This is a genomic window from Halothiobacillus neapolitanus c2, assembly GCF_000024765.1.
In the GTDB taxonomy this organism is placed as follows: domain Bacteria; phylum Pseudomonadota; class Gammaproteobacteria; order Halothiobacillales; family Halothiobacillaceae; genus Halothiobacillus; species Halothiobacillus neapolitanus.
Genome location: NC_013422.1, coordinates 2,059,414 through 2,073,709, shown reverse-complemented (window position 1 = coordinate 2,073,709; position 14,296 = coordinate 2,059,414). Strand labels below are relative to the sequence as shown.

The following is a 14,296-nucleotide window of genomic DNA, read 5'->3' as shown; positions in this document are numbered from 1 at the left end:
CTCTTATTGCTCCTTATTCGCATCGGCGGATTTCGGTGTTTTAACCGATGCAGTAATCGAGAATACATATCGATTTGAAGAAGGTCCTTTTTTGTCAGGGTTTTGAGCAAGAATACCCGAGCCGACAATAATGGCGCTGTCTATATAATCTGAACCATTGAGTTGGCGAAGGTAATCGGCAACCCGTGCCTGCGCATCGGCATAACCTTGAATGGATATGGTTTTGTCGCCTTTGATCGAGATGTCGGTTAACTGAATGCCATCGGGCAGTGTTTTAACAAACTCCTCCATCAAGTGGACAATGACAGGGCGACTCGATTGCAGTCTCTCGATCACTTGCATGCGTGCGATCAATTCGGCTTTTTTCTTTTTCAGCTCGTTGATGGATTGAATTTTCCTGTCCAGATCCTTGATGACACCATTGAGGTATTGATTGCGCTGATCTTGGAAGTCGAGTTGGTTCTGTTCGTACAGGTGAATGCCACCACCGATAATCAAGGCCGCGACCACTGAACCCGCAAGATGCAGAACGAAATTACGCTGCAAGGTCTGGCGGCGTTCATCTCGCCAGGGAAGGAGATTGATTTTTCTCATTGGTCGAAACTCCGTAAAGCGAGGCCACAAGCAACCAGCATTGAAGAGCCATGATTGGCGAGCAACTCTGCTGATATTCTTGATCCTTGGCCGATGGCAACAAACGGATTTGCACTGCGCGTTTGTATGCCGGTTTCATTGTTAATCCGTTCGATAACGCCCGGGGTATTTGCGGTTCCGCCGCCAAGTAGAATCAGTCCGATGGTGCCGCGATTGGTTTCTGAATAGAAATACTGAATGAACCGCTCCACTTGCATCGCCATATTGTCGATGAAGGGTTGCAGTACTTTGCGATGGTAGTCATCGGGCAAAGTATCGTTGCGTTTCTTTTCTTCCGCTTCTTCTGGTGAGAGGCCGTAAAACATGGAAATTTCATTTGTTAGCTGTTTGCCGCCAAATGGATGTTCCTTGCTGTAGATGATGTCATCACCACTGAACACATTGATTGTGGTGGTGTTGGCGCCCACATCCAGTAATGCGATGGGCTGGGCGCGATCTTCAGCTGTTAGGGTTGGGGCGATGATTTCTGTGAAGGCATTTTGTATGGCAAACGACTCAACATCCATGACATCGACCGATAGCCCTGCCGCTTCAGCTACGGCAACGCGAGCTTCAACATTAGTTGTGCGCGTGGCCGCCATGATGACCTGCATAGTGCTGTCTTCATTGGGTTGTCTTTTTTTCTGTTTTGATCCTGCTTCAGGGCGCAGTGGTTCAAAGTCAAGACTGACTTCGTCAATAGGGAAGGGGATATATTGATCCGATTCCATTCGGACCTGCTCTTCCAGTTCGAATTCATTGCCGGGATTGCTTATGTTAAGCACCCGGCTGAGGCTGGCACTGGTTGGCACGGCCATGACAATGTGTTTGGTTTTGGCCCTAGAGCGTGACAACGCCCTGCTTAAGGCGCCTGCGACAACGTCCGTGTCTGTAATGGTTTTGTCCTGAACCGCCCCGGGTGAGATGGGTTCGATGGCAAAGCCAACCGGTCGATAGCCGTTTCGGTGTTTCTCCAGCAGCAGCACTTTGACTGCGGTCGAGCTGATATCAACGCCGAGACGTGGATTTTTTGAGCTAAATAATGGCACGATCATTCCCTTCCCTTTGAGTGTGCGCTAAGGTTGCGCGCGCACTTTGTAGTCCACCGACGCATCCTAGGGCAAAACCTGTGGGTTTGTCGAATATTCTTGTAATCTTGCACCCAACGTTGCAAAAAAACATGGCTAAATTGAACTAAATGAAACTTATCAAATTTGTTGTGTATGTGTTTGGTTTTTTGTTGATTTTTTCCGTCGGCGGGGTGGGTATATTGTATCAAATATACAACAATCAACTGCCTGATGTTCAGGATCTGGCGGCAGTCCAATACCAAATTCCGATGAGAATTTACGACGCTGACGGGGGTTTGATCGCCGAATTTGGTGAAAAACGCCGCTTCCCGGTTACCTACGCTGAATTGCCTAAAGTTGTCGTCGATGCGTTCACATCTGCGGAAGATGGTGGTTTTTTTGAACATGGTGGCGTGGATGTTCAAAGCCTGTTCCGCGCTGCTTATGAGTTGGTCAAGACGGGTCACAAAGGACAAGGTGGCTCAACAATCACGATGCAGGTCGCCCGCAATTTCTTTTTGGGTAGGCAGAAAACCTATAGCCGCAAATTGATGGAAATCCTTTTGGCGATCAAGATAGAGCACACATTGAGCAAGGAGCAGATTCTCACGTTGTATCTGAACAAAATATTTCTGGGAAATCGGACATATGGCGTCAAGGCCGCTGCCCAGGTTTATTTTGGCAAGTCACTGGATAAGTTGACGGTCGCTGAGGCCGCTATGCTGGCCTCATTGCCCAAGGCTCCTTCGTCCGTGAATCCTGTTTCCAATCCCGATAAGGCGTTAGCGCGGCGCGCTTACGTGCTTGGGCGCATGCTTGCGCTTGGGAAAATCGATCAAGCTTCTTATGATCAGGCCATGCAAGAACCCCTACCGGGACACCTTTTTGCGAGTTCTGAAATACAAACACGTGCACCGTTCGTAGCAGAAATGATCCGCCAAAAATTGTTTGCCCAATATGGTGAGAAGGCATACGAAATGGGGCTTGTTGTTCACACCTCAATCAATCCGAAGGCGCAGCAAGTAGCGCGAATGTCACTCAGAGATGGTCTGATAGCTTATGACCGCCGTCACGGTTATCGCGGTGCGGAGGATCATTGGGGATCGTTGCTTTCCGACCCTAAAGCGCTTTTGGATAAACTCCAGGATACGCCTGTGGTCGGTGGGTTGATTCCGGCGGTGGTTTTGTCGGTTGATCCTAAAACGGCTGTTGTTTTGATGCCCGATGGTTCAAAAAACAGTCTGGGAATGGATGCGGTCAGTTGGGCTTGTCGTTACGAATCGACGGACCATTGCGGTCCCAAGCCGAAGCTGATGGGTGATGTGCTCAAGGCGGGTGATTTGATTCGTTTGCAGGCCGAGGCTGACCAGCATTGGATGCTTGCAGAAATACCGGCGGCCAGCGCGGGCTTTGTCGCGTTGGACCCCGAAACGGGGGCTATTCGCGCACTTGTCGGCGGTTTCGATTTCGCGCATGACAGCAAATTCAATCACGTAACTCAGGCGGAGCGTCAGCCAGGATCAGGTTTCAAGCCATTCTTGTATTCAGCTGCTCTGGATCATGGTTTTACCTTGGCAACGATGATCAACGATTCGCCGGTGGTAGTTAAGAACGGTGTTAAAGAAGGGGTCGATTGGCGTCCGCAGAATTATGAAAAGCACTTCGGTGGCCCAATGCGTTTGCGGATGGCCTTGGTGCATTCCGTCAACTTGGTGTCGATCCGTTTAATTGAAGCACTCGGGCCCGAAAATGTACTCAAATATGCCAGTCGTTTTGGGCTGCCCACTCAAAATTGGTCGCCTACCCCTTCAATGGCCTTGGGTAGTTATACCTTGACACCATTGGAGCTGGTTGGCGGCTTCTCTGCGTTTGTGAATGGTGGGTTCCGGATTACACCCTATGTCATTACCGAGGTCGACAACGGAGATAACGCGGTGCTTTATAGCCATCCCTCGGTTAATTTGTGCGATACCTGCCCGATGGACTCGCCCGATCCGAGTGTCGCGCCGAGAATAATTACCCCGCAAAATGCGTTCTTGATGCGTTCTGCTTTACGTGATGTGGTGCGGATGGGTACGGGGGTTCGCGCCTATCGTGCCCTGAAACGAGATGATATTGGCGGGAAAACAGGCACAACCAACGAGCAACGTGATGCCTGGTTCACGGGTTTCGGGCCGGGTTGGGTCGCCACGGCGTGGGTCGGTTTCGATGACAACTCACCATTGGGGCATCGCGAAGTTGGGGGTACTGCGGCTTTACCCATCTGGACTGATTTCATGAAGGTCATGCTGCCACCGCCGACGGATAAGCCCCATGTGCCACCGCCCGGTGTGACCGAGGTCATGATCAATCCTGATACGGGAAATCGGTTGCCAAAAGGCGCTTCTGGTGGCGTGCGTGAGTATTTCGATACAACACGTGGTCCTGCGGATGAATCCGGGCTCTCCGCCCCGATTCCGGCGGACGTGGTGCCGCAGAATCTGATGAATGATTTGTTTTGATCGTGTGAGGTGACCGTAATGGCAGCAACCGGTCCGGTGTCTCCAGCTGTTTTGTCTTTTGCTACACGATTGTGCGTCGAAGATGCGACACTCGACCGCCTCACCGCTCTGCGTAAAGCTGCCGAGCGTTTGGGTGAGCCGATCGATCAGCGATTTGCCGCTGTGGATTGCGAGCGCCTGGAGGCGGAGATTCGGCAGTATCAATTGATTTTTCGCCCGGAACAGCAGGAAGTAATCCGAAACCTGCGTGCCGAGGCAATGAAGGCCATGGACTTTTTGAGCGACTTCTCGCCGCGTTTAGTGGGCTCTGTGTTGACGGGAACGGCGGATCGACAATCTAAAGTGACCTTGCATTTATTCGCGGATACGCCTGAATCGGTCATGACGTTTTTACTGGCGAAGAACATTCCGTTTGCTGAGTCTGAGCGCCGCTATCAATATCGGAGTGGGCGACAGACTCGAGTCCCCGTGTTGAGTTTTGTGGCTTTCGATGTGCCTTTCGATCTGGTGGTGTTCGGTCTTGACGATATCAAGGAGGCCCCAGTGGCGAATAGTCGCGGTGCGCTAATGACACGTGCTTCTGCTGCAAAGCTCGCATCACTGATTTCACCTACGAGTTGATTCGGCGATCGCGGCTTGCAGCCGCGGCACGATTCAGGACTGGTGGTAGGGGCGGCTCAGGCGGTGTACGGCATCGACCAGTACTTTGACATTATCCGGGTTGACGTGTTGGTGAATGCCGTGTCCCAGGTTGAATACATGGCCGCTACCTTGGCCGTATGAGCTCAAGACACGCGCCACTTCCTGCTCAATCACCGCCTCTGGTGCGTACAGCACGCTGGGATCGAGGTTGCCTTGCAGGGCGACCTTTCCGCCAACCTGCTGCCGCACGGCCCCGATGTCCACAGTCCAGTCCAGTCCAACGCCATCCGCGCCTGATGCGGCAATTTCCGGTGCCCAGGCTCCGCCACCTTTGGTAAAAAGGATGACGGGGATACGTTGACCCTCGTGCTCACGAATCAGGCCGCTGACGATTTTATTCATGTAGGCGAGTGAGAATTCCCGATATTTGTCAGGAGACAGCACGCCGCCCCAGGTGTCGAAAATCATCAGTGCCTGTGCGCCCCGTCGAACTTGGGCATTGAGGTAGTCGGTCACTGCCGTGCTGAGTTTGTCCAGCAGGAGGTGCGCACTCGCCGGGTCGCTGTACATCAAGCCTTTGATGTGGGCGAACTCCTTGGTCGATCCGCCTTCTACCATGTAGGTGGCCAGCGTCCAGGGGCTTCCGGAAAAACCGATCAACGGCACCCGGCCATTTAATGCGCCACGGATGGTACTGACTGCGTCCATAACGTAGCGCAGCTCGCCTTCGGGGTCGGGCAGAGGGAGTTGCTCGATAGATCGACGGTCACGCAGCGGGTTTGCGAAGACGGGGCCTTCTCCGGCTGAGAAGGTCAGTCCCAACCCCATGGCGTCAGGGATGGTCAGGATGTCCGAGAACAGGATGGCGGCATCCAGATCAAAGCGCTCAAGTGGTTGCAGTGTGACTTCGCATGCGAGTTCTGCCGAGCGACATAGATCCATAAAGCTGCCTGCTTTTGCCCGTGTGGCTTTGTATTCCGGCAGATAGCGACCAGCCTGGCGCATAATCCAGATCGGGGTGCAATCTACCGGTTCGCGAAGCAATGCGCGAATAAAGCGGTCATTTTTGAGCGTCGCCGTGGCGGTTGATGTGGTGATGTCTGGCGTCATGCTGCTGTGTCTCTGGCAGAGTAGAAATTAAACACGCCGAACCTGTGCGCTGCGTGCGGCGCAATTCGGGTCAAGGCAAGTCGATCCTGGGTTCCGGTGCCATGAAAAGCTGGCTCACATTCTTTGGGCTAAGTGGCGATGGCAGTTCATGGCCCGTCATTCCGACAGGTCGGGTTGGGATCAAACGTCCAGATAATCGAGGATGCCAAAACCCGCATTGCGGCCTTCAAATACGGCCGTAACAACGAGATCGGAGCCGCGTACCATGTCGCCGCCAGCAAACACCTTGGCGTTCTTGGTTTGGAATGCGGGACTGTGTGTGCTCTGGTTGGCTATCACGCGACCGCTACTATCGGTTTCAATGCCGATCTGATTGAACCAGGGCGCTGGAGAGGGTCGGAAACCGAAAGCGATCAGTACGGTATCTGCTTCGATGATATGTTCGGAATGAGGGATGACTTCGGGGCTACGGCGACCACGATGGTCCGGTTCACCCAGACGCGTATTTACGAAGCGAACGCCGGTTACGCGGCCGTTTTCGCCAACGATTTCAATTGGTTGACGGTTGAACAGGAACTCGGCCCCTTCTTCGCGCGCATTGGCGACTTCGCGCCGTGAACCGGGCATGTTCTCTTCGTCTCTGCGATACACGCAGGTCACTTTTGCCGCTTGCTGGCGGAGCGAGGTTCGGGTGCAGTCCATGGCGGTGTCGCCACCACCCAATACGATGACCCGTTGGCCTGAAACGTCGATAAAGGGATCGCTGCCGGGGTAGCTCATCAGGTGATTGATGTTGCCGATCAGGAAGGGCAATGCTTTGTGCACGCCGTCGAGATCTTCGCCCGGAAAACCGCCTTCCATGGCCGTGTAGGTGCCCATGCCGAGAAATACGGCGTCGTATTCTTCAAGCAGGGTATCCATGGAGATGTCGGTACCGATATTTGTGCTCAGGCGGAATTCGATGCCCATTTCTTCGAAAATGCGTCGACGGGTTTCCAGGACGGATTTCTCGAGCTTGAATGGGGGGATGCCGAAGGTCAGTAAACCACCGATTTCCGGGTGGCGATCAAACACCACCGCCTTGACGCCATGACGGGCGAGGATATCGGCGCAGCCCAATCCCGCTGGGCCGGCACCGACGATGGCAACGCGCTTGTTGGTCGGAACGACCTTGGACATGTCTGGTCGCCAACCGAGCTTGAACGCCTCGTCGGTAATGTATTTTTCAATCGAGCCGATGGTGACGGCACCGAAGCCGTCATTCAGGGTGCAAGCGCCTTCGCAAAGACGATCCTGCGGGCAAACGCGACCACAGATTTCAGGCAGCGAGTTTGTCTTGTGCGACATCTCGGCCGCTTCAAGCAGGTTGCCCTCGGCAATCAGCTTCAGCCAGTTGGGGATGAAGTTATGGACAGGGCATTTCCATTCGCAGTACGGGTTGCCGCACTCGAGGCAGCGATCGGCCTGTTCAGAAGCCTTCTCCGGATTGAATTGGCCGTAAATTTCGCCGAATTGAGTCACACGCTCGGTGGCCGGTTGTTTTTCCGGATCCTGGCGCGGCACATTCAAAAATTGGAAATGATCAGCCATTGCCCATTACCCATTTGATTCAAATTTTATAAGAAGGGGATGCTAATCCGCGGATGTCGGAAGCAGCTTGCCTGTGGTTGATGCGTCAGTTTAGGCCAACTTGATGCCGAGCGTCGAATGTTTAGCCGCCAAGCGCCGCCTTGACCCATTGGCTGACTGCGGCAAGGTCCGCGCGACCGGCTACTTTGGCGCGAACGGCGTTCATGACAGCGCCCATCTGCGCCACACCCTGCGCACCGGTGGCGGCAATGGTATCGGCAATGATTTGCCGTATTTCCGCCTCGCTGAGCTTTGCCGGGAGGTAGGTTTCGATGACCTGTAGCTCAAACTGCTCTGTTTCTACCAGATCATGACGGCCAGCCGTTTGGAACTGGTCGATCGATTCGCGCCGCTGTTTGGACTGCTTGACCAGAATGGCGAGCACATCGTCATCACTCAGTGTGACTCGCTCATCGACTTCCTTTTGCTTGATAGCCGCTAGCAATAGACGAATGACACCCAGGCGCGCCTTGTCGCCGGACTTCATTGCAAGTTTCATGTCGTCGGTCAGCCGGGCTTTAAGGGCGCTCATGCCGATATTCCTCTATAGCGCGCGGTAACAGCCTCTTAGAACAGGCGAACGCGACGTGATTGTTCTTTGGACAGACGCTTTTGGTTGCGTTTTACGGCGGCAGCGTTTTTGCGCTTGCGCTCGGTCGTCGGCTTCTCGTAGAACTCGCGCTCACGCAGTTCACTGATGATGCCCGCTTTTTCGCATGAGCGCTTAAACCGACGAACTGCAACTTCAAAGGGCTCGTTGTCCCGAACACGTACTGATGGCATGAAAATGTCTATCCTGTTGAATTGATTGGATAAATATTGTCGGAAGCATGGCTTGGTTCATGGGGTGAGCCAAGTGAAAATTTGCATCCGGGCAATAAAAAGGCCTTGTATTATAAAGCGCCGGGCTCAGGACGCAAGTAGGTTGTTGCTTCAAGAGATTTTTATGAGCCCTAAACGGTTTTGCCTGTCTGGTCTATGATGCGGCGCTGGCCGCATGATTCCTTTGGGAGCTTCTATTTTGAGTTTTGGTGATCTGCTGATTTTGTTCATTGTCGTTGGCATCGTTTTCTTCTGGTGGCAACAGGATAAGCTTCATCGACGTGCGTTGGCGTTGGCCAAAACCGCCTGTGACCGTGCGGACGTGCAACTGCTGGACGACTCGGTCGGATTGCGGCGCTTGCGCTTGCGCTTGCGCCGATTAAATGGTCACTTCATTATTGAACGTCATTTCGGGTTCGAGTTTTCGCCCTCCGGTGCGGCACGATACCCCGGTCTGATTATTTTCCATGGCACCGCCGTACATTCTGTTGATTTGGATTTATCCCGCACGCTGGCAGACTGAGTGCATTGATTCGTTTTTCATCCGGGTCTGGTCGTTGTTGTCCAGATTGATTACACACTTGATTTTGGTGCCGACAATATGGTTTTACCATCTAATCCCGTAACGCAACAAGTGACCCAACTGGGTGCGCCGATGTCGTCTTCTGCCTTGCGCATTATGCTGCTGGGCAGCGGTGAGTTGGGCAAGGAAGTGGCTATTGAGGCGCAACGGCTTGGGTTGGAAGTTATCGCCGTGGATCGTTATGCGAATGCGCCCGCCATGCAAGTGGCCCACCGCTCGTTCGTTATCGACATGCTCGATGGCAGCGCATTGCGTGCCCTGGTCGAACGGGAAAAACCTACACTGATCGTGCCGGAAATTGAGGCGATCGCGACCCAGACGCTGGTGGAACTCGAAGCCGAGGGCTGGCAGGTGGTGCCTAATGCTCGTGCGGCCCGCTTGACGATGAATCGTGAAGGGATCCGCTGCCTGGCGGCAGAAGAATTGGGCGTGCCGACCAGCCGGTATGTCTTTGCCGATTCGCTGGCGGATTTTACGCAGGCGATCGCGCAAATCGGTTTGCCCTGTGTCGTGAAGCCTGTCATGAGTTCTTCGGGCAAGGGGCAGTCGGTCGTGCGCTCGTCGGCGCAAATCCAGGCCGCATGGGATTATGCCCAAGCTGGGGGTCGTGCCGGTGGCGGACGGGTGATCGTGGAATCCATGATCGATTTTGAATACGAAATCACCTTGCTGACGGTGCGCCATCGCGGCGGTATTGCGTTCTGCCCGCCCATCGGCCATGTACAGGTCGATGGCGATTATCGCGAAAGCTGGCAGCCAATGGCGATGTCGGCGGCCGCCTTGGCGCAGTCGGAACAGATCGCCGCAAAGGTTGTCAACGCCTTGGGAGGTTATGGACTCTTCGGTGTGGAGCTGTTCGTGCGGGGTGATGAGGTCTGGTTTAGTGAAGTATCGCCCCGTCCACACGATACCGGCATGGTGACGCTTATCTCGCAGGACCTATCCGAATTTGCCCTGCACGTGCGCGCCTTCCTCGGGTTGCCGATCCCCAATATCCGCACCCGTGGACCGGCGGGTTCAGTGGCGTTGCTGCTCGAAGGCAACAGCACATCCCCTGAAGTGACCGGGTTGGTAGAAGCGCTCGAAGCGCCGGATACGCAGTTGCGCTGGTTCGGTAAGCCACAAATTGCAGGCAAGCGTCGGATGGGCGTGATGTTGGCATTGGATGAAACGACGGATGCCGCTCGCGAAAAAGCCCGCCGGGCAGCGGCACATGTCCGTTTGATCTGACATTGCAACGTCGAGAGTGACCGCGCCGCCTAACAATTAATGTACCGCAGTGGTCAGGCGAATGTTCTGCCTGCTTTGGCGCTTGACCATCCAAACGGCGGAGCGATCGGGTTATGGCTGATATATCGGTTCAAACGGCTTGGGTACAATGAATTTACCCGCGGCCTGAGCGACCGGGACTTCTTCTAAAGTCAGAAGGCGCGCCTTTACCGCCGTGCCACCCCCAGAATAGGAGCCGAGCTGTCCATCGGCACGAACGACCCGATGGCAGGGAATCACGAATGGCAACGGATTTTGTGCCAGAGCCGTGCCGACCGCTCGGTGGGCATTGGGGCTACCAATCGCCTGGGCGATCCAGCCATAACTTCGTACCTGACCGCGGGGGATCTTGGCTGTCATGTTTAGCACCTTCTGTTGAAACGGCGTTAGTGTTTCGAGGTATAACGGGAGGTGTGCCGGCGTGTCACCGGTAAAAACAGCCAAGATCTGTCGAGCATAGTCATTCAGAATCGAATCGGCTCTGATGGGTACTTCGCCCGCTGTGGGTGAAATGTTTTGCAAGAATTCGGTTTCGGTTCCAGAAGAAATCCGATACAGGGCGCCGCGTGAAAAAGCGGCGAATACGAGTCCGATGGGGGTCTCGACGCCGGTGTAGGTAATGGTCGCGTTTTGCTTTTGCTGCAACAATTTATTCCCTCACTTCACCAGCCACCGTGAGCTTGCCATTTTGCATGATATTGGTGAATTTGGGACAAAAAAACGGCACCGGCGAATTTCTTCGCGGGTGCCGTTTTTGTGCATAGCTCAAGAGTTACCGATTTTTACCTATTTAAGTAACTCATTGGGGGGCGTGCTTAGCTGCGTGGTTTCGAGCGACGGGGTTTGCCGCCGAAGGAATCACCACCACCACGAGGGCCGAATTTGCGCGGGCCGGCCGGTGGGCGGCGGTTGCCGCTGCGCTCGCCTTCACTGTCTCCCGGGGCAGCTTCGCTGATCTCGAGCGGTATGCCCAATACATGCAGACGTTTGAGCTGGGTAAAGACTTCGTTCGGCATGCCTTCGGGCAAGTCAACGGTGCTGTGGCTGTCGAAAATGCGAATCGCGCCGATATATTTGCTGTCGATGCCGGCTTCGTTGGCAAGTGCGCCGACGATGTTCTTCGGTTGGACGCCATGCTCGTGGCCGATTTCGATCCGGTATTTCACACGGGCCATGTCATCGTTCTGACGGGGACGGCGGGGCTCGTCGCGACGATCCTGATCACGACCTTGGCCGCGATCCTGGCGGTCGCCAAAGCCGACTTGCGCCGTTTCCTTGATTTCGGCCGGCAGCAGAGGACGGTCCTTTTGTGCCAAATAGGCCAACGCGGCTGCGATTTCCGACAGGCCGACGTCGTGTTCGGACTGGTATTCCTCGATCAGGGTCTCGAAGAAGGCCAGATCCTGAGATTCCATCGCTTCGCTGATCTGGTTCTTGAACGCGGCAGAGCGTTTGTCCGCGATATCGCTCTGGCTCGGCAGGCGCATGGGGGTGATCAATTGCCCGGTAGCGCGTTCGATGGCGCCCAGCATGCGCTTTTCGCGTGGGGCGACGAACAGGATGGCCTCGCCGGAACGACCGGCACGACCGGTACGGCCGATGCGGTGCACATACGATTCGGTATCCAGAGGGATGTCGTAGTTCACGACATGGCTGACACGCGCCACATCAATACCGCGTGCGGCCACGTCGGTCGCGATGATGATATCGAGTGATCCGCGCTTGAGGCGATCGATTGCCTTTTCACGCATGGCCTGATTCATGTCGCCATTCAACGGAGAGGCAGCATAGCCGCGCGCTTCCAGTTTTTCGGCCAGTTCGGTGGTGGCCACTTTGGTGCGCACGAAAATGATCACCGCGTCAAATTCTTCGACTTCCAGAATGCGGGTCAGCGCATCCAATTTGTGCATGCCGCTGACGGCCCAATACCGCTGGTTGATGGCCTTGACGGTCGAGGTGCTGGATTTGATCGCAATTTCGACCGGGTTGCGCAGATGCCGTTGGGCAATGCGGCGAATCTGATCCGGCATGGTGGCGGAGAACAGTGCGACCTGACGGTTGGCCGGTGTTTTGCTCAAGATTTCATCGACGTCATCGATAAAGCCCATGCGCAGCATTTCGTCGGCTTCATCCAGTACAACAGCCTGGATTTGATTGAGTTTGAGCGTGCCGCGCTTGATGTGATCCTGGATGCGACCCGGTGTGCCGACCACGACGTGTACGCCGCGTTTCAGGCCGCGCAGCTGAGGTTCCATCGCTTGTCCGCCGTAGACGGGCAGAACATGGAAATCAGGCAAGTGGCGGGCGTAGGCCTGCATGGCTTCGGCGACCTGGATTGCCAGTTCACGTGTTGGCGCCAGAACCAACAATTGGGGTGCGCGCAGATTGATGTCGATCCGGCTCAGCAAAGGCAGGGCGAACGCACCGGTTTTGCCGGTGCCGGTTTGCGCCATGCCCAGCACGTCTTTGCCTTCCAGCAGGACGGGAATGCTTTTGGCTTGGATGGGTGATGGGCTTTCGTAGCCCAGTTCTTCGACCGATCGCAGCAAGGGTGCAGCAAGGGCAAAATCGGAAAATAGGATGGTGTTTTCTTCAGACATGAGTATTCAAGGCTCTTCTAGGGGGAATGTCGTCCGAATTGGACGAACAGAAAAGGCGCGACATGTGCGCGTTGGAATGTCGCGCTTATCGAGCCATGATGGATTGCGGCGAATACTATCTGAAAACGAGCGGTTTGTCTTTATTTTCTTTTGCTTATATCAAGAGGTTGTATGACTGGCGAGTTGTTGCCGGTACATTTCCAGTAGCTGTTGTGACTTTTGGGCGGCGGTCCAGGTTTCTGCATAACGCGGGGCCTGATCGACCAATTGCTGGTAGCGATCGGGTTGGTTTAGGGCTTGATTGACAGCATCGGCGAACCCGGATGGATCGTCCGGCGCGATCACGCAGCCGCCATCGGCATGCAGTACATCCAGTGTGCCCATGATGCCCAGTGCGACAACCGGCGTGCCGAGCGCCAGTGCTTCCAGCAGAACCAGTCCCTGAGTTTCGGTTCGGGAGGCAAACACGAACAGGTCGGCGGCACGATAGGCATCCTGCAATGCGCCATCCCGCCGCATGTAGCCCACGAATTTGACAGAAGCCTGTAACCCCATATCCGCAACCCTGCGTTTGAGGTGTGATTCCGCTGGGCCTTCTCCGGCAATGACCAGAACGGCATCGGGTGTTTGATTCAGAACGAAGGGCATCATGTTCAACAGGAAATCGATGTTCTTTTCCAGTGCGACCCGGCCCACGTAAAGCAGCAGTGGTTGGTCGTCTCTGATCGATAGTTTGGCCCGGAAGTTCGATGTTGGCGGTGTGCGGAAAGCATCGAGGTTGAGTCCGGTCGGTATGATGTGCATCTCGGTGCTCACGCCATAGGTTTGCAGGGCATTGCGCATGGGTGAGGAGGGCACAACAAGCGCATCGACAGCGTTGCACTGGCTTTTCGAGAAAAAACGCGCTGCGCGCTTCAGCCAGTTTCTGGGTATCCAGCGAATGTAGTTGTAGAGGTATTCCTCAAAGAAGGTGTGATAACTCTCGACGACCGGAATGGCCAGCCTTCGGGCCAGTTTTACGCCGGCGTAATGGGCCACGAAAGGCGTATGGATATGAACGAGGTCAATGCTTCTGCCCCGCAGAATCGGTATCAGATTGATGATGGCGCCGTAACTCATCATCCGGTCCTCGGGGTCGAGCAGCACGGTGCGGGACGGTAGGCGCAAAATATCTTCATCGTCGTGTTGATCTTTGGCGCGTTCCAGTGTGAGCGATTCGGGATAATCCGGGCAGATCAGGGTTACCCGATGTCCCAGGGTGATTAACTCGCTGCGAAAGCTCTGGATTGAAGTCGATACGCCGTTGATGCGCGGAAAGTACACATCGGAGATCATTAAAATATGCACAGGCGGCTGCTCAATTACTTTGGGGAAATAAATACGCAGGGTGTCGACTTTATGTGACAACTTCGTGATTTATCCCGCAAGACATCGCCC

At 54.7% G+C, this 14,296-nt stretch carries 13 protein-coding genes; 4 read left to right on the top strand and 9 right to left on the bottom strand.

All coding sequences use genetic code 11. The features are described from left to right. Window positions 1-3 precede the first annotated feature (3 nt). Both HNEAP_RS09640 and pilM read right to left on the bottom strand, forming a co-directional pair. Entirely contained in the window at window positions 4-594 is a 591-nt protein-coding gene (locus tag HNEAP_RS09640; RefSeq protein ID WP_012824793.1) for a PilN domain-containing protein, read from the bottom strand. After that, window positions 591-1,688: a type IV pilus assembly protein PilM gene (gene pilM, locus HNEAP_RS09635; protein WP_012824792.1), complete on the bottom strand. Its 1,098-nt coding sequence runs from the start codon at window positions 1,686-1,688 to the stop codon at window positions 591-593. The genes HNEAP_RS09640 and pilM overlap by 4 nt, the downstream gene beginning before the upstream one ends. 143 nt (window positions 1,689-1,831) lie before the next feature. Between pilM and HNEAP_RS09630 the strand changes: the two genes are divergently transcribed. Next, entirely contained in the window at window positions 1,832-4,204 is a 2,373-nt protein-coding gene (locus HNEAP_RS09630; protein WP_012824791.1) for a penicillin-binding protein 1A, read from the top strand. A gap of 18 nt (window positions 4,205-4,222) precedes the next feature. Further along, the gene (locus tag HNEAP_RS09625) at window positions 4,223-4,825 is read left to right on the top strand and encodes a hypothetical protein (protein ID WP_012824790.1); all 603 of its coding nucleotides are present in this window, start codon (window positions 4,223-4,225) and stop codon (window positions 4,823-4,825) included. A 33-nt stretch (window positions 4,826-4,858) separates the two neighbouring features. Here HNEAP_RS09625 and hemE read toward each other — a convergent pair whose 3' ends face one another. From hemE to rpsU, 4 genes are all read right to left on the bottom strand, one after another. Next, window positions 4,859-5,956: a uroporphyrinogen decarboxylase gene (gene hemE / locus HNEAP_RS09620; protein ID WP_012824789.1), complete on the bottom strand. Its 1,098-nt coding sequence runs from the start codon at window positions 5,954-5,956 to the stop codon at window positions 4,859-4,861. Between the two features lie 180 nt (window positions 5,957-6,136). Further along, a complete protein-coding gene (locus tag HNEAP_RS09615; RefSeq protein ID WP_012824788.1) occupies window positions 6,137-7,546 on the bottom strand; it encodes an FAD-dependent oxidoreductase in 1,410 nt (469 codons plus the stop codon). Between the two features lie 121 nt (window positions 7,547-7,667). Continuing rightward, window positions 7,668-8,117, bottom strand: coding sequence for a GatB/YqeY domain-containing protein (locus tag HNEAP_RS09610; protein ID WP_012824787.1), 450 nt, complete (start codon window positions 8,115-8,117; stop codon window positions 7,668-7,670). Between the two features lie 35 nt (window positions 8,118-8,152). Continuing rightward, entirely contained in the window at window positions 8,153-8,368 is a 216-nt protein-coding gene (gene rpsU, locus HNEAP_RS09605; protein WP_012824786.1) for a 30S ribosomal protein S21, read from the bottom strand. A gap of 214 nt (window positions 8,369-8,582) precedes the next feature. Between rpsU and HNEAP_RS09600 the strand changes: the two genes are divergently transcribed. Both HNEAP_RS09600 and purT read left to right on the top strand, forming a co-directional pair. Beyond that, complete coding sequence (locus tag HNEAP_RS09600) at window positions 8,583-8,930, top strand: DUF3301 domain-containing protein (protein ID WP_049772523.1); 348 nt, start codon at window positions 8,583-8,585, stop codon at window positions 8,928-8,930. A gap of 78 nt (window positions 8,931-9,008) precedes the next feature. Then, on the top strand, window positions 9,009-10,220 hold the full coding sequence (gene purT, locus HNEAP_RS09595; RefSeq protein ID WP_012824784.1) for a formate-dependent phosphoribosylglycinamide formyltransferase: 1,212 nt from the start codon (window positions 9,009-9,011) through the stop codon (window positions 10,218-10,220). 111 nt (window positions 10,221-10,331) lie between these two features. On the opposite strand, the gene HNEAP_RS12880 is transcribed toward purT, so the two are convergent. The 3 genes from HNEAP_RS12880 to HNEAP_RS09580 all read right to left on the bottom strand — a co-directional run bounded on the left by HNEAP_RS12880 (window position 10,332) and on the right by HNEAP_RS09580 (window position 14,266). After that, entirely contained in the window at window positions 10,332-10,904 is a 573-nt protein-coding gene (locus HNEAP_RS12880; RefSeq protein ID WP_208107188.1) for a methylated-DNA--[protein]-cysteine S-methyltransferase, read from the bottom strand. Between the two features lie 170 nt (window positions 10,905-11,074). Beyond that, window positions 11,075-12,859 carry a DEAD/DEAH box helicase gene (locus tag HNEAP_RS09585; RefSeq protein WP_012824782.1) on the bottom strand — a complete coding sequence of 595 codons (1,785 nt, stop codon included), beginning with the start codon at window positions 12,857-12,859 and terminating at the stop codon, window positions 11,075-11,077. A gap of 159 nt (window positions 12,860-13,018) precedes the next feature. Continuing rightward, entirely contained in the window at window positions 13,019-14,266 is a 1,248-nt protein-coding gene (locus tag HNEAP_RS09580) for a glycosyltransferase (RefSeq protein WP_243726333.1), read from the bottom strand. Between the last annotated feature and the right edge of the window lie 30 nt (window positions 14,267-14,296).

What these genes read in the sequence shown, in the direction of transcription:
- HNEAP_RS09640 (WP_012824793.1), bottom strand. Translation starts at nt 594, where the DNA reads ATGAGAAAAATCAATCTCCTTCCCTGGCGAGATGAACGCCGCCAGACC.
- HNEAP_RS09585 (WP_012824782.1), bottom strand. Translation starts at nt 12,859, where the DNA reads ATGTCTGAAGAAAACACCATCCTATTTTCCGATTTTGCCCTTGCTGCA.
- purT (WP_012824784.1), top strand. Translation starts at nt 9,009, where the DNA reads ATGGTTTTACCATCTAATCCCGTAACGCAACAAGTGACCCAACTGGGT.
- HNEAP_RS09615 (WP_012824788.1), bottom strand. Translation starts at nt 7,546, where the DNA reads ATGGCTGATCATTTCCAATTTTTGAATGTGCCGCGCCAGGATCCGGAA.
- hemE (WP_012824789.1), bottom strand. Translation starts at nt 5,956, where the DNA reads ATGACGCCAGACATCACCACATCAACCGCCACGGCGACGCTCAAAAAT.
- HNEAP_RS09610 (WP_012824787.1), bottom strand. Translation starts at nt 8,117, where the DNA reads ATGAGCGCCCTTAAAGCCCGGCTGACCGACGACATGAAACTTGCAATG.
- HNEAP_RS09625 (WP_012824790.1), top strand. Translation starts at nt 4,223, where the DNA reads ATGGCAGCAACCGGTCCGGTGTCTCCAGCTGTTTTGTCTTTTGCTACA.
- rpsU (WP_012824786.1), bottom strand. Translation starts at nt 8,368, where the DNA reads ATGCCATCAGTACGTGTTCGGGACAACGAGCCCTTTGAAGTTGCAGTT.
- pilM (WP_012824792.1), bottom strand. Translation starts at nt 1,688, where the DNA reads ATGATCGTGCCATTATTTAGCTCAAAAAATCCACGTCTCGGCGTTGAT.
- HNEAP_RS09600 (WP_049772523.1), top strand. Translation starts at nt 8,583, where the DNA reads ATGATTCCTTTGGGAGCTTCTATTTTGAGTTTTGGTGATCTGCTGATT.
- HNEAP_RS09630 (WP_012824791.1), top strand. Translation starts at nt 1,832, where the DNA reads ATGAAACTTATCAAATTTGTTGTGTATGTGTTTGGTTTTTTGTTGATT.